The sequence below is a fragment of the Candidatus Pseudothioglobus sp. uisw_070 genome (assembly GCF_059512545.2).
Map to the genome: position 1 here is coordinate 155,106 of NZ_CM183456.2, position 23,601 is coordinate 178,706.

The following is a 23,601-nucleotide window of genomic DNA, read 5'->3' on the forward strand; positions in this document are numbered from 1 at the left end:
TGTGAATTATTTCACATCTATAGATAAGTAAAATAATCATATATAACAACATCTTAAAGGTAAATTCGTTCTAAATTATCATACGAATTATTTAAATAAAATAAAATGTAAATTTAATGATTGACACCGAATTTAATTCAAGGTATCTTTCCGTTTTTTAAGTGTTTTATTTTACATCCTAGCTAAGGGGAAACTAATGAGTGATGAAGATGATTTTGACCTAAATGACTTAGATGATAAGGAATTAGTCGAGCAGATTCAAGATGATCTTTATGACGGCCTTGACGCAGAGGTCACTGAAGGCACTGAAATTTTGCTTGCTCGGGGCTGGGACGCTAACGATGTATTAGGTGAAGCTTTGGTTGGGGGCATGAAAATTGTAGGAGTAGACTTTAGGGATGGTATTTTATTTGTACCTGAGGTTCTTAAGTGTGCTGGAGCTATGAAGGGCGGAATGGGAATACTCAGGCCTATTCTTGCAGAGTCTGCAGAAGACACTTCATTAGGCAAGTTTGTTATTGGAACCGTTAAAGGCGATATTCACGACATTGGTAAAAACTTAGTTGCTATGATGTGTGAAGGTGCTGGGTTTGAGGTTATTAATTTAGGTATCAATAATCCTGTAGAAAATTATCTTGAAGCTATTGATGAGCATGAGCCAGTAATTGTTGGTATGTCTGCCTTACTTACAACAACTATGCCTTATATGGGTGTTGTTGTTGAAGAGATGGAAAAAAGAGGGATGCGTAAAGATACTCATATAATGTGTGGTGGTGCGCCGCTGAATCAAGAATTTGCTGATGCAATTGGTGTGCCTGCATATGGCCGTGACGCTGCTAGAAGCGCTGAAATGGCTGAGGAGCATGTTCTTAGTTTGCGTAAAAAGCGTGATCATCGATAAGAAAAATAATAATAAGACTAAAAAAAGATTAGTTTTAGGCTGCGGCGCATTAGTATACGATCTACTAAGGTTAATCAAACAAAATCCATCACTCTCAGATAAAGTAAATTTGCAGTGTTTGCCGGCCAGCTGGCATAACAGCCCTCAATTAATTGCTCCTGGCGTTGAAGAATATTTGTCTGAAAATGCTCATCTTTATGAGGAAATATATATTGCGTATGCAGACTGCGGAACTGGAGGTGCGCTTGACAGAGTTTTAGAAAAGTTTGATGCAAAACGTATAGAGGGTGCACACTGCTATGAGTTTTTCGCTGGAACAGATGTTTTTGAGCAGTTATCAGAAGATGAATTAGGTACTTTTTATTTGACAGATTATCTGGTTAAAAATTTTAATAGAATCATGATTAAGGGTTTGGGGCTTGATAAGCATCCTGAGCTTTTTGAGGTTTATTTTAAGCATTATAAAAAATTAGTATATTTGGCTCAAACTGAAAATAATCAGTGGCAAAAAGATGCTCAACAGTATGCAAAAGATTTTGGTTTTGAATATGAATATCGACTTGTAGGAACCGGAAGCCTTGATGTTGTTTTTGAAGAAATTGATATCCAGCCATTGGAAATAAAAGATTAATGGAGTATGCAAAATGTTTAAAGAAGTAATTATAAAAAATCGCTGGAAATCTAGGCTGGGTAAATAATGTCATTATTAAATCTCTTTTCTTCTAAAGAAGAAAACCCAAAAGTAAGTGATCACCTTAAGGAGTTTTTAACTGATTTTTCGATTGAAGTTATGCCTCGCACTGCGGCAAAAATTGAAAGTTTTGAAGAGATACTTCCAAAAAATACAAGGGTTTATATTGCTCATATTGAAGGTGTTCCTATTGAAGAGATGGTGCAGACAGCTAAACGGGTAAGCCGCGAAGGCTTCAATGTTATGCCTCACTTTCCAGCTCGGATTATTAAAAACAAGAGTGCCTTAGAAGAGTGGATAAATATTTATCAAGGTGAGGCGGGCATTAATCAAGCGCTGCTTTTAGCTGGGGGTGTGGACAAGCCACATGGTGTGTTTGAAGATTCAATGCAGCTGGTAGAAACAGAGCTATTTGAAAAATATAATTTTAAAAACTTACACTTTGCAGGCCACCCTGAAGGCAATAAAGATATTGACAATGATGGCTCAAATAAAAATGTCGATGACGCGCTGCAATGGAAGCAAAAATTTAATGAGCGCTCAGATATTGATATCGCAATAACAACCCAGTTTTGTTTTGAAGCAGAGCCAGTAATTGAATGGGCAAACTCATTGACTAATAATGGAATAAATATACCAATTCATATTGGAGTAGCTGGACCCGCAAAACTTCAAACTTTAATTAAGTTTTCAATTGCTTGTGGAGTTGGTCCTTCATTAAAGGTACTGCAAAAAAGAGCAAAAGATGTGAAGAAACTATTACTTCCATTTGATCCAAATGACTTTTTAGAGACTTTAGCTAAACATAAAAAAGAAAATCCAAAATTTAATATCAGTCATATTCATTTTTTCCCTCTAGGCGGTATAAATACAAATGCTTCATGGATTAAAAATGCAATTAATAATTCATAGAAGGAGTAAGTAAATTGACAACAACAACACTATCCTCATTATCAAAAGAGGTAACTATTGGCTTTGGCCATCCATTTGTAATGATTGGTGAAAGAATAAATCCAACTGGCAGAAAAATTCTAGCTGCAGAAATGAAGGTTGGTGATTACTCACGTGTAGTTGCGGATGCTATTGCGCAGGTTGCTGCAGGCGCACAAATGTTAGATATAAATGCAGGCATCCCTCTTGCAGATGAGCCAGCAATTCTTGCTGAAGCAATAAGACAAGTTCAAGCCGTTGTGGACGTTCCTATTTCAATTGACTCATCAATTATTGAAGCCCTTGCATCTGGCCTAGAAGCATATCAGGGAAGAGCACTAGTAAATTCTGTCACGGGTGAAACTGAAAATTTGGAGCGAGTGCTTCCACTAGTTAAAAAGTATGGCGCAGCAGTTGTAGCGATCTCTAATGATGAAACTGGTATTAGTGAAGATCCAAACGAGCGCTTTAAGGTCGCTAAAAAGATTGTTGAACACGCTGCAGACTATGGAATTAAGCCAGAAGATGTTGTTGTTGACCCATTAGTTATGCCAATTGGCGCGATTTCTCAAGCAGGCAATCAAGTTTTTGAGTTAGTTAGGAAACTTCGCAGTGAGTTAAAAGTTAATACAACTTGCGGGGCATCAAATGTTAGTTTTGGTTTGCCACAACGAAACGGTATTAATAATGCTTTCCTTCCTATGTTAATTGCAGCAGGAATGACTTCTGCAATTGTAAACCCATTACACCCAGAGTTAGTTCAGGCAATTAGAGCTGGAGATGTTTTAACGGGTGTTGATGATGGTTGTGGAAGTTGGATTAAAGCCTATAGAGAACCAACAGCTGATGGAAGTGATGTTAGGGATGGGAGACGCCGCAGAAAACGTGCGTAACAATAATAATGACCAGTATTGAATATAGAGGATCTTGCGTTTGCGGTCAAACAAGCTATAGTGCCTTTGATTTGGCTGACGTATCCTATTGTCACTGCGTGCAGTGCCGAAAAATGACGGGTCACTATATGGCTGCATGCCAAGCCAAAAGAGATAAAATTAAAATTATTGGAAAAATTAAATGGTTTTATACTCATGAGGACTCAAGGCATGGTTTTTGTGATAATTGTGGAGCACATATGTTTTGGCAAAACGACAGTTTGTCAACTATAAGCGTAACTGCCGGTAGTTTAGAAGATGCAAAAAATTTGACTGTGAAACATAATATTTTTACTGAAGAGAAAGGGTGTTATTACACAATTAGCCCCAACGAGACCCAAATTGAGGGCTATGGTAAAAGCCATAATAGCAAGGAGTAGTATTTTGGAAGATGTCCAGCAAGTTTGCTTTACCCCGTCAGGTCGCCAATTCAAGGGTGAGGCTGGAGATACTTTGTTGCAAGTTGCTCAAGATGCAGGGGTAGCTATACGCTCATTATGTGGTGGTTATGGCCAGTGCCATCAGTGCTGGATTGAGGTTTCAGAGGGTTCACATCCTAAATTTGGTGTTGATTGTAAGCCTGAAAATGTTAGTAGAATTACCAGTCTAGAAAAACAATTAATCATCGATAATCCAAGTTACAAAGGTAAGCGACTCGCATGTCAAACTTGTATCCAAGGTGACTTAGTAATAGATGTTCCTGAAGATAGCCAAGAACATAAGGCCTATATAAGTAAAAAAAATGCTAAACAAAATTATTCTATTTCAAGTTCAATTACTCTTTTAGATTGCACGCTTGAAGAGTCAACATTGGATGAAAATCCCTCCGCCTCAGAAAACCTATTGGCGCAACTTGAAAAGCAAGGTGTCCAGGCAAGTATTGACTTCAACCTATTAAGAGGTTTGCAGCCTTTAATTCATGAAACTAAGGGAAATCTTACTGTTGCAGTTAGGGATAAAAATCAAATTGTTGCAGCATATCCCCAAGGGATTCATCAAGTATTTGGAGGTGCAATCGATATTGGTTCCACTACTTTAGCACTTTATGTTTATGATTTGAAAGACGGTAAGTTGGTTTTTGAGTCTTCTGCAATGAACCCACAGATTCGATTTGGCGAAGACTTGATGAGTAGGGTTTCATATGTAATGATGAATAAGGGTGGTGATGAGAAATTGACTGCTGCAGTAAGAAATAAGATTACAGAGATGCTGCATGAGGCTTGTGAAAATCTAGAGATTGAGTGGGATAAATTATTGGAGGTTGTGCTAGTTGGTAACCCAATTATGCACCACATATTTTTTGGAATTTCGCCTGTAGAACTTGGTCAGGCTCCATTTACATTATCAATAAGAAGTTGGCTTGATGTTGACGCAAAAGACTTGGGTTTTGATTTGCATCCTAAAACACGACTATCATTTTTACCGTTAATTGCGGGTCATGTTGGAGCTGATACTGCTGCAGCTTATCTTAGTCAAATGGACACAATGCACTCTGAAACTACCTTGCTGGTTGATATTGGAACCAATGCAGAAATTATGCTTGCTAAAGATGGGCGGGTATATGCTACATCTTCTCCAACTGGTCCTGCGTTTGAGGGCGCTGAAATTAGCTCTGGAGTGAGGGCGACCTACGGGGCAATCGAAAGAGTTAGGATAGATAAAGATACTCTGAAGGTTCGATTTAAAGTAATTGGATGTGATGCTTGGTCAGATGAGCCAGACTATGAAATGCTTAAAATGCAGGCCGTTGGCATATGTGGAAGTGGAATTATTGAAGCTATTGTAGCGCTTGCTGAGGCAGGTATTATTGATCAAAGTGGACTTTTTGTTGAATCAATTGCGCCTGAGCTTTTCTCAAAGAAAGGAAATACATCTCGTTTTTTATTAGTTGAGCAAGGAGATAAATCGATTTATGTAGAACAAGTTGATATTCGCTCAATTCAATTGGCTAAGGCCGCATTATCTGCTGGCGTTTCTATACTGATGGATTATCTTGAGTGCACTGAGTTTGATAAAGTATTGTTAGCAGGGGCTTTTGGCGCTCACTTAGATGCCAGATATGTTGCTCTTTTGGATATCATTCCAACCTCAACTGCAGAAAAGATTATTTCAGTAGGTAATGCAGCTGGTGTTGGTGCTAGCGCGGCATTATTAGACGTTAAAAAGCGAAAAATAATTATTGATGCAGTAGACAAAGTTGTTAAAATTGAAACTGCTACTGAGCCAAAATTCCAAGAGTATTTTGTTGATGCAATGAAGTTCACTGTATCACCAGTAAAACAACAGCAAACCAAAAAAGTTAGACGCCGCAAAAGAGCGCCTTAGTTATAAATTAGGAGAAATTGTAATGGCTAGAGAAAGAAGAAGACGTAGAGGAGGTGCAGATGATTCTGATGCACAAGATGCAGTTAAAGCGCCTGCGTATATAAAAAGAAAAATTCCCCACTACAGTATTCTTAGTGATGATGACCTTAGTATTATTGAAGACAATGCCGATACTATCTTAGAAGAGATTGGAATCGTATTTTCTGAAGACCAAGAGGCACTTGATATACTTGAAAAAGCTGGTGCTAGTGTTGATGGTGAAAGAGTTAGATTTCCAAAAGGAATGTGCCGCAAATTAATACAAGATAATGCTCCAAAGCAGTTTACTCAATTCGCTCGTAATCCTGAGAGAAATGTTGAAATTGGCGGTGATAATATGGTTTTAGTTCCTGCTTATGGCCCTCCATTTGTTCATGATCTTGATGAGGGTCGACGCTATGCAACAATAGAAGATTTTAGGAACTTTATAAAGCTTGCGTATATGTCAGATAATATTCACCACTCTGGCGGAACTATTTGTGAGCCAGTAGACTTGCCAGTTAATAAGCGTCACTTTGATATGGTTTATAGTCATATGAAGTACTCAGACAAAGCCTTTATGGGCTCTGTTACTTCAGCTGAGAGAGCTCAGGACACCGTTGATATGGTTAAAATATTATTTGGTGATGATTTTGTTGATAAAAATTGTGTACTTATAAGTTTAATTAATGCAAGCTCACCAATGTCGTTTGATGCCACTATGCTTGGAGCACTTAAAGTCTATGCAAAAAATAATCAGGCAACAATTGTAACCCCGTTTATTGTTGCTGGAGCGATGGCTCCAACAACTGCAGTAGGTGTTGCAGCTCAAAGTCTTGCTGAAGGGCTAGCAGGCATGGCATTTGCTCAACTCATCAGGCCCGGCACACCTGTTATTTATGGTAATTTTGTAACTGCAATGTCTATGAAATCTGGCGCTCCAACTTTTGGAACTCCTGAGGCTGCGCATATGATGAATATTTCCGGTGCTTTAGCCAGAAGACTTGGCGTTCCATTTAGGAGTGGCGGTGGCTTTAATGGCGCCAAGATGCCTGATGCTCAAGCAGGCTATGAGGCTGCTAATACAATGCAAGCTACTCTAAATGCAAGTGTCAATTTTAATTTACACACTGCTGGCTGGCTGGAAGGTGGATTATGTATGAGCTATGAGAAATTCATAATGGATGCTGATCAAGCAGGCATGATGAGAGTATCAGCAGAGGGGATTGATATGAGCGAAAATGGTCAAGCAATGGATGCAATTCGTGAAATTGGAGCTATGTCAGATGATGTGCCCAAGCATTTTCTAGGGTGTGAGCACACTAAAAAGAATTTCAAGAGCGCTTTTTATATGTCAGATGTTCTTGATGATAATAGTTTTGAGCAGTGGGCTCAAGATGGCTCAAGAGACACAGCAATGATTGCAAATGGTATATACAAAAAAATGTTATCTGAGTATGAATTGCCCCCGCTTGATGCAGCTATAGATGAAGCTTTATTAAAATATATGAAAGATCGTAAGGATAGTTTTGAAGATTCAAATATTTAATAATTTTAATTTTCATATTTATTATAATTCAAGCAGTTATGAATTTAATTATTAAAGTGTGATTGATTTTGTAAGATAATGTTCCAACTATTATATATATAAAACTAAAGAGCTATTTGCACTTGAAAATTACAGGTGTCATTGTTCTTTATTTTTTACTTTCGTGAGTATTTAGGAGAAAAAATGAGCGAGTATAAAACAGATATTGATATTGCTAGAGAAGTGACCGGTGAACACATTAATGACATTGGTGCAAAACTCAATATTGATCAAGCTGACTTGGTGCCTTTTGGGCATGACAAGGCTAAGATTTCATGGAGCGCTATAGACGCGGTCCAAAAGAATAAAAATGGCAAACTCATTCTGGTTACTGCTGTAACGCCTACGCCAGCTGGCGAGGGTAAGACAACTACTTCTGTTGGTCTCACAGATGGCCTTAATAAGATTGGTAAACAAACAACAGTTTGCCTACGTGAGCCAAGTTTAGGACCATGTTTTGGTATGAAAGGTGGAGCCGCTGGTGGTGGTTATGCTCAAGTAATTCCAATGGAAGATATTAATCTTCATTTTACGGGTGACTTTCATGCAATTACTTCAGCGCATAGCTTACTTTCTGCAATGATTGATAATCATATTTACTGGGGAAATTCAACAAATATAGATAGCAGAAAAGTAGTATTTCGTCGTGTTGTTGACATGAATGATCGCTCTCTAAGAACAATTACCTCTTCTTTGGGCGGTTCTACAAATGGTTATCCGCGTGAAGATGGTTTTGATATTACTGTTGCTTCTGAAGTCATGGCTATTTTTTGTCTGTCACAAAACTTGACAGAGCTTGAAGAAAAATTGGGAAATATCATAATCGCCTATACTCGTGATTTAACGCCAGTAAGGGCAAAACAAATTAATGCTCATCATGCAATGACAGTTCTACTAAAGGATGCATTTAGACCAAATTTAGTTCAAACTTTAGAGGGCAATCCTGCGCTGATTCATGGTGGTCCGTTTGCAAATATAGCTCATGGCTGTAATTCAGTTATTGCTACAAAGACAGCGCTTAAATTATCAGATTATGTTGTAACAGAAGCTGGATTTGGAGCTGATTTAGGTGCAGAAAAATTCTTTGATATTAAATGCCGCAAAGCAGGACTTGCACCAGATGCTGTTGTTTTAGTTGCAACAATTAGGGCTTTAAAGCATCAAGGCGGCGTCGCTAAAGCAGATTTAAATAATGAAAATACCACCGCGCTTGGTCAAGGTTGCGTGAATCTTGGAAGACATATTCGTAACCTGAGTCAGTTTGGAGTCCCACTTGTCGTTGGCATTAATAAATTTGTATCGGATACTGAGGCTGAATTTCAAGTAATCAGAGATTATTGTGAGCAGTTTAATGTTGAAGTGAGTGTTACAAGTCACTGGGAACATGGCGGTGAAGGTGCAATTGACCTAGCAGAAAAGGTAGTTAAACTAGCTGACTCGGGCACTGCGCAATTCAAAACATTGTATGATGATGAGCTATCCCTATTGGAGAAAGTAGAAACTATTGCCAAAAAACTCTATGGTGCAGATGAGGTTTTAGCGGATAAAGTTATTAGGGCTGAACTTACTAGGTATCAAGATAACGGTTTTGGTCATTTACCAGTTTGTATCGCTAAAACACAGTATAGTTTTTCTACCGACCCTCAATTATTAGGCGCTCCAACTGGACACTCAATGTCGATTCGAGAAGTTAGGCTTTCAGCAGGCGCTGAGTTTGTTGTAGTGGTTTGTGGTGCAATTATGACTATGCCAGGATTGCCAAGAGTTCCTGCAGCAGATAAGATTAAGTTGGATGAACATGGACTAGTCCAAGGCCTTTTTTAAGCTATGACTATTAGTGATACAGTTGATTATGACATTCATAGGGTTGAAAATTCGACCCTTGAAGAGTCTAGTGACTGCATTGCTATTGAAGAGCCACTAGAGATTGCTATTCGTTATTTCAAGAATAATGAATGGATTGTAGACCCACTTATGGTAACCATGAGAACGCCAGGGGATGATGAAGCTTTGGTTAGTGGACTGCTGTTTTCTGAGGGCATTATTCAAGATAAGGATGCTATTGATACGATTGATGTAAATGGTGAAAATAAGGGAAAATATGATGTTGATAACTCACTAATTGTCACTTTATCAAAAGGCAATCAGTTAGATTTGAAAAACTTACAGCGTCACTTTATGGTTAATTCTAGTTGTGGAGTTTGTGGGAAAGGTACTTTGAATGCCATTGAAATTGCCTATGAGCCAAATATTGATAAAGCTGGTCCAATTGTAAGTATTGATTTGATTACAGAACTGCCTAATATATTAAGAGCGAGACAAGAACAATTTGCTAATACTGGAGGAGTTCATGCCAGTGCACTATTGACTGAGGGCGGAAAAGTACTCCATTTAGCAGAGGATGTGGGTAGACATAATGCGCTCGATAAATTGATAGGCCACGTAAGGTGCAATGATATGCTGAGACCGATTGAGCAATTTGTTATGTGTTCTGGTCGACTAGGATTTGACATCATACAAAAAGCAGTAATGTCTAGAATAGGAATGATCGTTGGTATCGGAGCTCCAACTTCATTAGCACTTGATTTAGCGAAAAAATTTGATATTACTTTGATAGGTTTCATCAAAAAAAATAAATATAATATATATACTGGCGCTTGGCGCATTAGTTAAAGATCTTAGGAGATTAAATGTCTAGAAATATCAGTTTATTGTCAGGAAAAAAAGATGACAAAAATAGTTTGTTCGGAAAGATTTCGGTCAGTCCAACAGATGCTAGTGATTCGGAGCTTGCAGCTGAATATAATTTAGGTGTCTCTACGGTGCACAGTACTAAGAGCTTCTATGACTTTCTTAATGAAGACTTTAAAAGTAAAAAAGCCTATGTATGTTCTGGAAGTGCTTGTCTTTGTAGGGGCACCCAAGATGTTGTTTCTGATAAGCTGAATCAAAAATTTGGAGAAGAGAATGTTGGTGAGATGATTTGTCTTGGAAGGTGTTATGAAAATAGTGCATTTAACTATAACGGTGAAAACTATTCAGGCGATGACATCAATAAATTAGATCAAATCATTGCTGGAAAGCATACTAGCCCTGCTTACACAATGAAATCATTTTCAAATACTCCATTCTTAGTAGAAGAGAGTGTTTTCTCTACTTATGATGATTTTAAAGATTTACTTGAAGTCTGTTTTGCAACTGATAAAGACGATTTAATAGCGTCTTTAAAAGATTCGGGACTTCGCGGGCGAGGAGGAGCAGGATTTCCAACTGGAATGAAATGGGAGTTTTGTAAAGATCAAGAAGTTTCAACGAAGTATGTTGTGTGTAATGCTGATGAAGGCGATCCTGGAGCATTTTCTGATAGATATTTGATGGAAGAGCAGCCACTTAAAGTTTTGTTTGGTATGGTAATTTGCGCTTATATCATTGGTTCAAAACAAGGTTTTTTGTACATTCGGGGTGAGTATCCTGAGTCCATTACTATTACGAATGACTCATTAGCAAAGCTTCGTGAACTAGGGCTCCTTGGGGATAATATTTTAGGCACTGGTTTTGACTTTGATATGAATGTTATTGAGGGTCAAGGCGCTTATATTTGTGGTGAAGAAACTGCATTAATAGCATCTATTGAAGGGCGACGTGCAGAAGTTGATGTACGACCTCCTTTTCCAGTTGTAGAGGGTTTATACAAAAAACCAACTGTAGTTAATAATGTTGAAAGCCTAGCTGCGGTTGCTGCAATATTTAAACTTGGAAGTGAGGCTTACAAAAGTATTGGAAACGGCAGATCATTAGGGACTAAATTAATTTCTTTAGATGGTTATTTCAATAATCCAGGTCTCTATGAGGTTGATTTGGGAACCTCAATTAGTTTTATTATTGATGAGATTGGTGGTGGTTTCAATGATGATATCAAAGCTCTGCAGATTGGCGGTCCTTTAGGCGGGATTGTTCCAGTTGATATTTTAAAAACACTAACATTAGATTTTGAAGCTTTCTCTGAGGGTGGATTTTTACTTGGACATGCTAGTTTTGTATGTATTCCTAAGTCATTTTCGGCAGTTGAGTATGCGAAACACTTGTTTGCTTTTACTGCGCATGAGTCATGCGGCAAATGCTTTCCTTGTAGATTAGGCTCTGTTCGCGGCAAAGAAATGCTAGAATCAGCTATTGAAGGTAAACAAAAATTTTCTGAAGAATTGATTTATGATTTATTAGAGACAATGGAAGTAGGGTCGTTATGCGCATTAGGCGGCGGTCTTCCTCTTGCAATTAAAAATTTACTCGAGCACTGCGGTGACGAGTTTCAACCTATGATGGAGAAGTAGTATGTCAGAAAACCCGCAAGGTGTATTTATTGATGATGTTGAGTTCCCGTTTGATGACTCATCATCTATTTTAGCTTTTACTGATAAGGCTCTTGGAGATAAGATTATTCCAACCCTTTGTAATGATGACAATCTTCAACCTTATGGAGCTTGCAGGGTTTGTTCTGTTGAGGTTCAGCAATCAGAAGATGGGCCAAAGAGAACAGTAGCATCATGTCATACGCCGATTGTTCCAGGTATGCGAATTCATACAAATTCTACTAGTATTAAAAAACTGCGTAAGAATATTGTTGAGCTAGTTTTAAGTGATCATCCGCCTGATTGTCTGACTTGTGAAGTCAATGGTAATTGTGAATTACAAGACGTAGCGGCAAGTGTAGGTGTTCGACAAATACGTTATGCAAAAGGTGAAAACCATTGTGATCGTGAAAAAGACTTGTCTCATGCTTATATGAGAATGGATCTGTCGAAATGTATTAACTGTTCAAGATGTGTGCGTGCTTGTGATGAAGTTCAAGGTCAATTTACGTTGACGATGACAGGAAGAGGTTTTGAGTCTCGTATTACAACAGATAATGATATGCTCTTTGGAGACTCTTCATGCGTCTCTTGTGGCGCCTGTGCACAAACTTGTCCAACATCAGCAATATCTGATGTATTTCAGTCAAAATCAGTTGAAGCTGACAAAACAGTTAGAACGACATGCTCATACTGTGGAGTAGGTTGTAATCTAGAAGTTGCTGTAAAAAATGATGAAGTGTTATCAATCCGAGCACCTCAAGATGCTGTTAATGCAGGACATACCTGCTTAAAGGGGCGTTATGCATTTAAATTTTATAACCACGAAGATAGGCTAACATCACCACTTATTAGAAAAAATGGAGAGTTGGCTCCTTGTTCTTGGGATGAAGCTTTAGATTTTATTAAAGACAAATTTGAATCAATCAAAGAGAATCATGGTCCAGATGCAATAGCTGGTATTTCTTCTGCACGCTGTACTAATGAAGAAAACTATATGTTTCAAAAAATGATTCGTCAAATAGTTGGCACTAATAATATTGACTGTTGTGCCCGTGTTTGCCATTCACCTACTGCCTGGGGAATGCAACAAAGTTTTGGAACAGGTGCTGGTACTAATTCAACTGCTGATATTCCTTTAGCCGATTGCATGATGGTTATTGGTGCAAATCCAACTTCTGCGCATCCTGTAACTGGCGCAAAAATTAAGCAGCAAGCCATGTCTGGAGCAACACTTATTGTTATTGACCCAATTCGTACTGAATTGGCTAGGATGGCTGATCACCACTTACAGCTTAAACCTGGAACAAATGTTGCGGTATTAAATATGTTTCAGCATTTCATTGTAGAGGCTGATCTTCTAGACCAAGAATTTATTAAAGAACGATGTGAGGGCGGTGAAGAGTTTATTGAACAAATTAAAAATCTTGATGTGGACACAATGGCTGAAATTAGTGGTCTTGATAAAGATGATGTTAAAGCAGCAGCGATTGCATATGCCTCTGCAAAAAATGCTATGGAGTTTCATGGCCTAGGTGTAACTGAGCATTCTCAGGGTACAAAAACAGTTATGTTAATTTCAAATCTGGCAATGATGACAGGTAATCTTGGTCGTCCTGGTGTGGGTGTTAACCCACTTCGTGGCCAGAATAACGTTCAAGGTGCTGCAGATATGGGCTGCCAACCTCATCATGGTCCAGGATACTTATGGATGGATCAAAAAGAAGTTCAAGATTTCTATGAAGATAAGTTAGGACTTCCTTCGCCAACAACTCAAGGTAGAAAGATTCCAGAAATGTTTGATGGTGCAGTAGATGGATCCCTTAAAGCGCTATGGATTTTTGCTGAAGATGTTGTTCAAACAGACCCAAATACACATCATGTTGTTAAGGCTATGCAAGGCCTTGACTTGCTTGTTGTGCAAGAAATCTTTATGAGTGAAACTGCCAAAATGGCTGACGTAGTTCTACCAGGAACAACTTTTCTTGAAAAGAGTGGTACATTTACAAATACTGAAAGACGAATTCAGCAAGTAAATGCTGCAGTTAAGCCACTTCCTGGAACAAAAACAGATGGCCAGATTATTGTAGAAATGATGCGTAAATTGGGCTTTGAACAGCCTGATTTCAATGCTGAGCTTGTTTTGAAAGAAATAGCCAGTGTGGTTTCATTTTTTGAGGGCGTAACTTGGGAGGGTTTGCGCGCAAGCCCAATGGGCTTACAGTGGCCTGTTAATAAAAAAGGCGAAGACACTCAAATACTCCATATTGGTGAATTTAAGCGAGGCAAGGGTAAGTTTCACTATCATGATTGGAAGGAAAGTGAAGAACTTACTAAGCACAAGAATGAGTATCCATTTATTCTTACTACTAGTCGTGAACTTCAACATTACAACTGCGCAACTATGACAAGGCGAACATCAAACGTAAAAATCTTGACGAAAGATGTAATTATGCTAAACCCAAAAGACGCAAGGGCGAAAGATCTTATAACTGGTGATCGCGCAACTTTGAAGTCTGATAGAGGTGAAATTACTCTTGATGTTGAGGTTACTGATCGTGTGAAAAAAGGAGTCATAAGAACTACTTTTCATTTTCCTGAAGTGTTAATTAATGAGGTAACAAGTGCAGTTACTGATGAAGAGACTAAGTGTCCAGAATACAAGATTGTAGCTGTAGACGTTTTAAAAGCTTCTTAGTAGGTTAAATAAAGTGAGTCTTTATGGGCTCACTTTAAAAAAAATTAATAGCGTCTTTCTAGCTTACTTTTTTGTAATATCCGCCCTGCGATTTCTTCAATCGAGATGTGGCTTGTATCTATAAAGGGTACATTATTTTGAACATACATATCTTCCGCTCTTCTAACTTCCTTTTGACACTGTTCAATTGATGCATAGCCACTATTAGACCTCCTTTCACCCCTTATATTCTGAAGTCGAACTGGATTGATACTTAACCCATAAAGCTTGTTTTTAAATGGTTTTAAAACACTTGGAAGTTTAACTGAATCTAAGTCCTCATCTATTAATGGATAATTAGCAGCATATATTCCATATTGAAGCGCTAAAAAAAGACATGTGGGCGTCTTACCTGATCTTGATACTCCAGTAAGAATTATATCTGCATGATCATAATTTTTAGTAGATAACCCATCATCGTTATTGAGTGCAAAATTTATACTATCAATTCGACCCGAGTATGTATTTTTATTTCCTACTCCATGAGAAAGTCCCATTTCATGAGATGATTTAGTCTCTAGAGTATCTTCCATTTTTGAAATAAAAGTTTCAAAAAAATCAAAAATAATCCCCCCACTATTTTCAAGTAGATGAGCATATTCAGCTGATACTTGGGTACTGAAAATAAGGGCAGGCTCACCATCATCTTCTGAGGCTTCTTTAATTAATAAGGCAGCTGTCTGAGCTTTTTTTTGCGTATCTATAAATGCTAGATTAACCCTTTTAAAGTTTATTTCAGGGAATTGTGTAAGAAGACTGTTACCAAGTGCTTCAGCTGTAATACCCGTTCTATCTGAAATAAAAAATACAGTTCTCATATTAATGTTTTAAAGCTTGCCAAGCTTATTCCAAGTTTCAACAACAGTATCAGGGTTTAGTGAGATGCTAGTTATCTCTTGTTTTAGTAGCCACTCTGCAAAATCAATATGATCTGAAGGTCCTTGACCACATATGCCAATATATTTGCCCTGACGATGACACGCCTCAACGGCAATGGTAATCAATTTTTTAACTGCATCATTTCTTTCATCAAATCCTTCAGCTATTAGGCCGGAGTCTCTATCCATCCCAAGTGTTAATTGTGTTAAATCATTTGAACCAATAGAGAAGCCATCAAAATATTGTAAAAAATCTTCAGCGATAATGGCGTTTGATGGAAGTTCACACATCATGATTATTCTTAAACCATCTTTTCCTCGCTCTAACCCATTCTCTTTTAAGAGTTCAATTACTTTTGAAGCTTCAGAGGTCGTTCGAACGAAAGGAATCATTATTTCAACATTTTTAAAACCCATCTCATTTCTAACATTTTTAATTGCAAGACATTCTAATTCAAAGCATTCTCTAAAATCTTCAGAGATATATCTTGATGCACCACGAAAGCCAATCATTGGGTTTTCTTCATGTGGCTCATATAGCTCACCTGCAAATAAATTTGAATATTCATTAGATTTAAAATCAGACATTCTAATGATTACTGGCGATTTGGAAAAGCTTGCAGCAATTGTTGAAATTCCTTCCGTTAATTTTTGAATATAAAAATCTATAGGAGACTTATAGCAAGAGGTTCTTTTTTGAATTTCATCTTTAAGATCTTTTGGAAGGCTATCAAATTCAAGTAAAGCTTTAGGATGAATACCAATTGTATTATTTATAATAAATTCGAGTCTAGCAAGGCCCACTCCAGCATTTGGAATACTTGAAAAATCATATGCCCTAGAGGGGTTTCCCACATTCATCATAATTTTGACAGGAATTTCAGGCAGGTTGCTTACTTCAGAAAATGTATGCTCAAATTTTAAAGTCCCTTGATAAACTTTTCCTGTATCCCCTTCAGCGCAAGATGCAGTAATTACCTCAGAGTCTTTAAGTATTTCAGTTGCATTCCCTGTACCAACAATTGCCGGCACCCCAAGCTCTCTAGCTATAATTGCTGCATGACATGTTCTGCCGCCGCGGTTTGTAATAATTGCAGATGCTAGTTTCATAACAGGCTCCCAGTCTGGGTCCGTCATATCAGTTACTAGAACATCACCCTTACTCACCAAATCCATTTCTGATAAGCTGTTAATTGTTCTGATTTGACCGGTTCCAATTTTTTGACCAATCGCGCGACCTTCTATAAGAATTTCAGAGGTTTCAAGAAGCTTATAGCGCTCAATTTTCTGAGAACTTTGTCGACTTTTAACAGTTTCAGGCCTTGCTTGAACAATATAGATTTTGCCATCAGATCCATCAAGAGCCCACTCAATATCCATTGCTCTTCCATAATGCGCCTCAATTTTCATTGCATATTCAGCAAGTTCTTCAATTTGAGCATCATTTAAACTAAATCTTAGGCGCTCTTGAGCTTCAACTTCAGTGGTTGTGACTGGTGAGCTTGATTTTGCATCTGAATAAATCATTTTTATTGACTTAGAGCCAAGACTTCTAGACAAAATTGCTGGCTTCCCTGATTTTAGTGTTGGTTTATGAACATAAAATTCATCTGGGTTTACAGAGCCCTGAACGACAGTTTCGCCTAGACCATAAGCAGAGGTAATAAAAACAACTTCGTCAAATCCAGACTCAGTGTCTAGAGTAAACATTACTCCACTTGCTCCAATATCACTTCTAACCATTTGTTGGACTCCAGCAGAAAGAGATACCATTTCATGTTCAAAACCCTGATGAACTCTATAGGAAATGGCTCTATCGTTATAGAGTGATGCAAATACTCTTTTAATAGAACTCAAAATATCATCAATACCGCTAACATTCAGATAAGTTTCTTGTTGACCAGCAAAAGATGCTTCAGGTAAGTCCTCTGCAGTTGCTGATGAACGAACTGCAAAGGTTACAGATGGACCATATTTTTCAGTTAATTTTTGGTAACTTTCAACAATAGATTTATGAAGGTCATCGGGAAATGGCGCGTCTTCAACCCACTGACGAATTAATGCTCCAGTTTTGGTGAGCTCTTTAATGTCAGTAATATCTAGCGAAACTAGAAGTTCATTGATTTGAGTTTTTAAATGTGAATGACTTAAGAAAGATTCAAATGCCTCAGCTGTTGTTGCAAAGCCCCCAGGAACTCGAACACCTTGAGAACTCAGCCCACTAATCATTTCACCTAAAGAAGCATTTTTACCTCCAACCTTTTCAACATCAGACATGCCAACATCATCAAGCCAGACTATATTTTCAAACATTAAGGTCCTTTTATATTATTTATTAACTCAAGATTTGATGAAGTAGCATTCATTTTGACACAAAATGTAATACAAGAGTTTTTCATCAAAAGTATAATTTTAATACATTAAAAATGAAGTGAATTATAGATTGTAAAGTATTTCATAATTTGATAATGATACTATATTGCAATTGAATATTATTCCTACTATTTGCTTTTATATGGGCTTTTTGACGATAGAAAAGTACAAAAAAAATGTATAATTTATGGTTCACAATATTTTCAGGGGTTTAAATAATGGCGACACAAATTGAATTAGCAAATGCTATCCGAGCCTTGAGCATGGATGCTGTGCAAAAAGCAAACTCTGGGCACCCTGGCGCCCCAATGGGAATGGCTGATATTGCAGAAGTTTTATGGAATAAACATTTAAAGTTTAATCCATCGAACTCAAGTTGGTCAAACAGAGATCGATTTGTTCTATCAAATGGCCATGGATCAATGCTTATCTATTCTTTACTGCATTTGACTGGGTTCGATTTAAGTATCAATGATCTAAAAGATTTTCGTCAACTTCATTCTAAAACACCTGGACATCCAGAATATGGTTATGCTGATGGAGTTGAGACAACGACAGGCCCATTAGGTCAAGGTATTTGTAATGCAGTAGGCATGGCAATTGCGGAGCGAACTCTTGCTGCACAGTTTAATAAGCCAGGCCATTCTATTGTAGATCATCATACGTATGCTTTTATGGGCGATGGTTGTCTTATGGAGGGGCTGTCGCATGAATCTTGCGCAATGGCTGGGACTCTTGGCCTGGGAAAACTAATAGCGTTCTGGGATGACAATGATATTTCAATCGATGGACATATTGGTGATTGGATGGAAAAAGGTGTCTCTGGTCGCTTCAAATCTTACAATTGGCATGTTATATCTGATGTTGATGGCCATGATCCTGAAGCTATCAATGCTGCTATAGTTGAAGCTAAAGCAATGAATGATAGGCCAACCTTAATATGCACTCGAACAGTGATTGGTTTTGGCTCTCCTAACCTAGCAGGCTCTCATAACTGTCATGGCGCACCCTTAGGTGATGAGGAAATTGCAAAAACACGAGAAAAACTTGGTTGGAATTATGGGCCATTCGAAATTCCTGAAGAGATTTATGAGGGCTGGGATCATAAGATTGAAGGCGCTGAAGTAGAAGATGAATGGAATGAAAAATTTAAAGCTTATAGTGTTAGCTTTCCAAGTGAAGCTGCTGAATTTCTGCGCCGAATTTCTGGAAGCTTGCCAGATAATTTTGACTCTAAAATGGACGACTTTATTGCTAAGACGCAGCAAGATATGCCCAATATAGCATCACGTAAAGCCTCCCAAAATACAATCGAAGCAATGGGCCCCATAGTTCCTGAATTATTTGGTGGATCTGCAGATTTAACTGGTTCAAATTTGACAAATTGGTCTGGAAGCGTTGTAGTTAACTCTGAAAATGCAGATGGAAACTATATCTCCTGGGGAGTTCGTGAGTTTGGTATGGCTGCAATGATGAATGGCATGGTTTTGCATGGTGGCTTTAAGGTTTATGGTGCAACATTTCTTATGTTCATGGAATATATGAGAAATGCTCTTCGAATGTCTGCAATGATGAAGATTGGAACAATTTTTGTATATACCCATGATTCAATTGGTCTTGGTGAAGATGGTCCAACTCATCAGGCTGTTGAGCAGATAGCTACTATGAGAGTCATACCTAACTTTCAAACGTGGCGAGCATGTGATGCCATTGAGTCCGCAGTATCATGGAAAATAGCTATGTTAAGAGGTGATGCACCTACTGCATTAATTTTCTCTAGACAAAACTTGACCCCAATGGAGCGAACCATTGAGCAAGTGAGTAATATTGAGAAAGGTGGATATGTGCTTAAAGATTGTAGTGGCGATGCTGACATAATTTTAATTGCTACTGGCTCAGAAGTTTCATTGGCAGTTGATGCTGCAACAATGATGAGCGATAAGAGGGTTCGTGTTGTATCAATGCCATCCACAAATGCGTTTGATGAGCAAGATCAAGGATACAGGGATTCAGTATTATCGCCTGGAGTTAAGCGCGTTGCTATAGAAGCCGGTGTCGCGGAGTCATGGTATAAGTATGTAGGTCTTGAGGGAGGGATAGTGTCAATGACCACATATGGTGAATCAGCCCCCGCTGGAGAACTATTTAAACATTTTGGGTTTACAGTGGATAACGTAATTTCCACTGTTAACAAAGTTTTAAGTTAATTTTTTTAATAGGAGTTTAAGATGACAATAAAAGTTGGAATTAATGGTTTTGGCCGAATTGGTAGAATGGTTTTTCGTGCAATCGATAAGGATTTTGATAATTTAGAAGTAGTTGGAATTAATGACTTATTAGATAATGATTATCTATCTTATATGCTGAAATATGATTCAGTACATGGAAGGTTTGGTAAAGATGTCACAGTAGAAGGAAATAATTTTGTCATTGATGGAAAAAAGATTCGTTTAACTGCTGAGCGTAATCCTGCAGATTTAAAGTGGGGAGATGTTGATGCAGATTTAGTTATTGACTGTACCGGTTTTTTCTTAACAGAAGAGGGCTGCCAGGCGCATATAGATGCAGGTGCTAAAAAAGTAATACAGTCAGCCCCTTCTAAAGATCACACACCAATGTTTGTATATGGTGTTAATCACGACTCCTATGATGGTCAGTCGATAATATCAGCTGCTTCATGTACTACAAATTGCTTAGCTCCAATTGCTAAAGTGCTTAATGATGAATGGGGCATTAAGCGTGGCTTGATGACTACAGTTCATGCAGCAACAGCGACTCAAAAAGCTGTTGATAGCCCTTCTTTGAAAGACTGGCGTGGTGGCCGAGGTATATTAGAAAATATTATTCCATCATCAACAGGAGCAGCAAAAGCGGTTGGTAAAGTTCTGCCTGAACTTAATGGTAAATTAACTGGAATGGCTTTTAGAGTGCCCACTTCTGATGTTTCAGTTGTTGACTTAACTGCTGAGTTGAATGATGAGTCTGATTATGAGGCAATTTGCGCGGCAATGAAGTCAGCTTCTCAGGGCCCAATGAAAGGTGTTCTAGGCTATACAGATGAAAAAGTTGTTTCGACAGACTTTGTTGGAAGTACTTTTGCCTCAATATTTGATGCAGAGGCAGGCATGTCAATGGACTCTACATTTGTTAAAATAGTCTCTTGGTATGATAATGAGTATAGTTATACATGCAACTTGTTGCGTTTAGCTGGACACGTTTCACAATAGTTTTAATTTGACTTGGGGGGTTTGATGAATTTACTTAAGATGACTGATCTTGATTTAAGCGGAAAGAGAGTTTTAATTAGGCAAGATTTAAATGTCCCAATAAAAAATGGTGAGGTAACCAGTGATAAGCGTATTTTAGCCTCATTGCCTACTATTACTCACGTACTTAAAGCTGGCGCTAAGGTTATGATAATGTCACACCTTGGAAGACCAGATGCTGGTGAGTTTGATGAAAAATATTCACTTAAACCAGTAGCTAAACATCTTTCTGATTTACTAGGCCAGCAAGTCATTCTTGAATCAAACTGGCTTGATGGCGTAGAGATGAATTTTGGTGAAGTTGTTCTTTGTGAAAATGTCAGATTTAATGTAGGTGAAAAAGAAAACGATGAGGCCTTGTCAAGACAAATGGCATCTTTATGCGATGTTTGTGTGCAAGATGCTTTTGGGACTGCACATAGAGCCCATGCCTCAACCTATGGCGTTGCTGAGTTCGCACCAATTGCCTGCGCGGGACCCCTTTTGGTTGGTGAGCTTGAGGCTCTTGGTAAAGCACTTGAAAACCCAAAAAGACCAATGGTTGCTATTGTTGGAGGATCAAAAGTTTCAACTAAACTAACTGTTCTAGATGCACTTTCTAAAATTGTTGATCAGTTAGTGGTTGGTGGAGGTATTGCTAATACATTCATTGCGGCTCAAGGCTATAGTGTTGGTCAGTCTCTTTGTGAGCATGATCTTATTCCTACAGCCCAAGCATTAATGGAACATTGTCAAATCCCTATCCCAGGTGATGTAGTATGCGGTAAAGAATTCTCTGAGTTTGCAACTGCAGAAAGTAAAAATTCAAGCAGTGTTGCTTCTGACGACATGATTTTTGATATTGGCCCTAATTCTATTGAAGAGTTATGTGAGATTATGAAAAATGCAGGAACAATAGTTTGGAATGGGCCTGTAGGCGTATTTGAATTTGAGCAGTTTGCAAATGGTACTGAGAAAATAGCGCATGCAATTGCAGATTCAGATGCCTTTTCGATTGCTGGTGGCGGCGATACCTTGGCAGCAGTAAGTAAATTTAATATCGAAGATAAAATATCCTACATCTCAACTGGTGGAGGTGCATTTTTAGAATTTCTAGAAGGAAAGAAACTCCCAGTTGTTGAAGTGTTAGAGAAAAGAATGCAGGAGCAAAATAATCAATAGAAGAACAAAAATTTTAGCCACTCTTGGACCATCAACCGATGACCCTGAGGTTTTAAAAGGAATTTTAGATGCTGGCGTAAACGTTATTCGAATTAATTTTTCGCATAATAATGAAAAAGAACACTTAAAGCGTATTGCTCAAGTCAGAAAGTACGAAAAAGAAAATGATACCTTTATTGGTGTATTGATGGATCTGCAAGGCCCAAAAATTAGAATTTCTTCTTTTATAGATAATAAGGTATTACTTAGCAGGGGAGATCAATTTACTCTTGATGCGGAGCTACCAAAATCTGAAGGGACTCAGAGTGCAGTTGGGATAGCTTATAAACAACTCCCAAATGATTTAAGCGTTGGAAATACTTTACTGTTAGATGATGGAAAAATAATTCTCAAAGTTTTGCAGATAGATGGGCCAAAAATTTTAACTGAAGTTTTACAGGGCGGAATTTTATCTAACAATAAGGGAATAAATTTACGTGGTGGCGGCCTAAGCGCAAGCGCTTTAACTGAAAAAGATAAGCAAGATATTCATACTGCGGCTAAGGCGGATGCTGATTATGTTGCTATTTCTTTTCCTATTCATGCAGATGATATTCGTGAGACCAAGAGGCTTCTTATGGAGGCTGGATCGAATGCTAGTGTTATTGCAAAAATTGAGCGAGCTGAAGCATTGCAGGAAGATGTGATTAATGAGATTATTCAAGAATCAGCTGGAATTATGGTCGCACGTGGTGATTTAGGTGTTGAAATTGGAGATCCCCAGCTTCCTGCGCAACAAAAACGCCTAATCTTATTGGCAAGGGCAAATGATAGATTTGTTATAACAGCAACTCAAATGTTGGAATCAATGATTACTAGCCCTATACCAACTAGAGCAGAGGTTTTTGATGTAGCAAATGCAGTTTTAGATGGAACTGATGCAGTGATGCTTTCTGCAGAAACTGCGGTAGGTGCTCATCCTGTAGAGGCAGTCAAAACAATGAGTGATGTCTGTTTGGAAACAGAAAAAAGCCCAACAGCAAAAGTATCTCATCACAGACTTCATGAGCATTTTGAGGGTATTGATGAAACAATTGCTATGAGCTCAATGTATGCTGCTAACCATTTGGGTGCTAAGGTAGTGGCAACTCTCACTCAAACTGGAAAAACAGCGCTTTGGATGTCGAGAATTAGTTCTAATATTGCAATTTTTGCAATGTCAGATAATTATAAAACTTTAAAAAAAGTTACTATTTATAGAGGAGTCTATCCTTGTTATATAGATAAAACAAGTGCGGATGATTGGAATGATGTCAATAGCCATGTTATAGAAAGTCTGGAGGATAAATCCCAAGTTGAGAAAGGAGATATTGTTATTGTTACAAAGGGGATGCATAAGGATAAATCAGGCGGCACAAACCTGATGAAAATTTTGCGTGTAGGCGATGGAAATTATTAAAAGTAAATTATAAG

General features: G+C 38.0%; 17 protein-coding genes. 15 read left to right on the plus strand and 2 right to left on the minus strand.

From position 1 onward, the window contains the following. Positions 1–196 precede the first annotated feature (196 nt). The 11 genes from AC5YGD_RS00760 (at position 197) to fdhF (ending at position 14,432) form a co-directional block, all read left to right on the plus strand. Entirely contained in the window at positions 197–901 is a 705-nt protein-coding gene (locus tag AC5YGD_RS00760) for a cobalamin-dependent protein (protein WP_496141659.1), read from the plus strand. Next, on the plus strand, positions 888–1,532 hold the full coding sequence (locus AC5YGD_RS00765; protein ID WP_496141660.1) for a DUF1638 domain-containing protein: 645 nt from the start codon (positions 888–890) through the stop codon (positions 1,530–1,532). The genes AC5YGD_RS00760 and AC5YGD_RS00765 overlap by 14 nt, the downstream gene beginning before the upstream one ends. Positions 1,533–1,598: 66 nt before the next feature. Next, complete coding sequence (locus tag AC5YGD_RS00770) at positions 1,599–2,504, plus strand: methylenetetrahydrofolate reductase (protein WP_496141661.1); 906 nt, start codon at positions 1,599–1,601, stop codon at positions 2,502–2,504. A gap of 14 nt (positions 2,505–2,518) precedes the next feature. Further along, positions 2,519–3,415 carry a dihydropteroate synthase gene (locus AC5YGD_RS00775; protein ID WP_416678211.1) on the plus strand — a complete coding sequence of 299 codons (897 nt, stop codon included), beginning with the start codon at positions 2,519–2,521 and terminating at the stop codon, positions 3,413–3,415. 8 nt (positions 3,416–3,423) lie between these two features. Then, positions 3,424–3,834, plus strand: a complete 411-nt coding sequence (locus AC5YGD_RS00780) for a GFA family protein (protein ID WP_496141662.1) — start codon at positions 3,424–3,426, stop codon at positions 3,832–3,834. After that, entirely contained in the window at positions 3,806–5,779 is a 1,974-nt protein-coding gene (locus AC5YGD_RS00785) for an ASKHA domain-containing protein (protein WP_496141663.1), read from the plus strand. Before AC5YGD_RS00780 ends, AC5YGD_RS00785 begins: the two co-directional genes overlap by 29 nt. 22 nt (positions 5,780–5,801) lie before the next feature. Next, positions 5,802–7,346, plus strand: coding sequence for a trimethylamine methyltransferase family protein (locus AC5YGD_RS00790; RefSeq protein ID WP_496141664.1), 1,545 nt, complete (start codon positions 5,802–5,804; stop codon positions 7,344–7,346). Positions 7,347–7,529: 183 nt separating this feature from the next. Beyond that, positions 7,530–9,209: a formate--tetrahydrofolate ligase gene (locus AC5YGD_RS00795; RefSeq protein ID WP_496141665.1), complete on the plus strand. Its 1,680-nt coding sequence runs from the start codon at positions 7,530–7,532 to the stop codon at positions 9,207–9,209. Positions 9,210–9,212: 3 nt separating this feature from the next. Beyond that, complete coding sequence (fdhD, locus tag AC5YGD_RS00800; RefSeq protein ID WP_496141666.1) at positions 9,213–10,058, plus strand: formate dehydrogenase accessory sulfurtransferase FdhD; 846 nt, start codon at positions 9,213–9,215, stop codon at positions 10,056–10,058. Between the two features lie 17 nt (positions 10,059–10,075). Further along, on the plus strand, positions 10,076–11,716 hold the full coding sequence (locus AC5YGD_RS00805) for an NADH-ubiquinone oxidoreductase-F iron-sulfur binding region domain-containing protein (RefSeq protein ID WP_496141667.1): 1,641 nt from the start codon (positions 10,076–10,078) through the stop codon (positions 11,714–11,716). A gap of 1 nt (position 11,717) precedes the next feature. After that, entirely contained in the window at positions 11,718–14,432 is a 2,715-nt protein-coding gene (fdhF, locus tag AC5YGD_RS00810) for a formate dehydrogenase subunit alpha (RefSeq protein WP_496141668.1), read from the plus strand. Between the two features lie 44 nt (positions 14,433–14,476). Here the strand turns inward: fdhF and ppsR are convergent, their stop codons facing one another. Further along, complete coding sequence (gene ppsR, locus AC5YGD_RS00815; protein ID WP_496141669.1) at positions 14,477–15,289, minus strand: posphoenolpyruvate synthetase regulatory kinase/phosphorylase PpsR; 813 nt, start codon at positions 15,287–15,289, stop codon at positions 14,477–14,479. A 9-nt stretch (positions 15,290–15,298) separates the two neighbouring features. Then, positions 15,299–17,662 carry a phosphoenolpyruvate synthase gene (ppsA, locus tag AC5YGD_RS00820; RefSeq protein ID WP_496141670.1) on the minus strand — a complete coding sequence of 788 codons (2,364 nt, stop codon included), beginning with the start codon at positions 17,660–17,662 and terminating at the stop codon, positions 15,299–15,301. Between the two features lie 278 nt (positions 17,663–17,940). On the opposite strand from ppsA, the gene tkt reads away from it, so the two are divergent. From tkt to pyk, 4 genes are read left to right on the plus strand one after another with little or no spacing between them, the layout of a single operon-like run. Then, positions 17,941–19,929: a transketolase gene (gene tkt / locus AC5YGD_RS00825; protein WP_496141671.1), complete on the plus strand. Its 1,989-nt coding sequence runs from the start codon at positions 17,941–17,943 to the stop codon at positions 19,927–19,929. A 21-nt stretch (positions 19,930–19,950) separates the two neighbouring features. Continuing rightward, complete coding sequence (gap, locus tag AC5YGD_RS00830) at positions 19,951–20,949, plus strand: type I glyceraldehyde-3-phosphate dehydrogenase (protein WP_496141672.1); 999 nt, start codon at positions 19,951–19,953, stop codon at positions 20,947–20,949. A 24-nt stretch (positions 20,950–20,973) separates the two neighbouring features. Next, the gene (locus AC5YGD_RS00835; protein ID WP_496141673.1) at positions 20,974–22,149 is read left to right on the plus strand and encodes a phosphoglycerate kinase; all 1,176 of its coding nucleotides are present in this window, start codon (positions 20,974–20,976) and stop codon (positions 22,147–22,149) included. Next, complete coding sequence (gene pyk / locus AC5YGD_RS00840; RefSeq protein WP_496142377.1) at positions 22,139–23,587, plus strand: pyruvate kinase; 1,449 nt, start codon at positions 22,139–22,141, stop codon at positions 23,585–23,587. The genes AC5YGD_RS00835 and pyk overlap by 11 nt, the downstream gene beginning before the upstream one ends. Positions 23,588–23,601 lie beyond the last annotated feature (14 nt).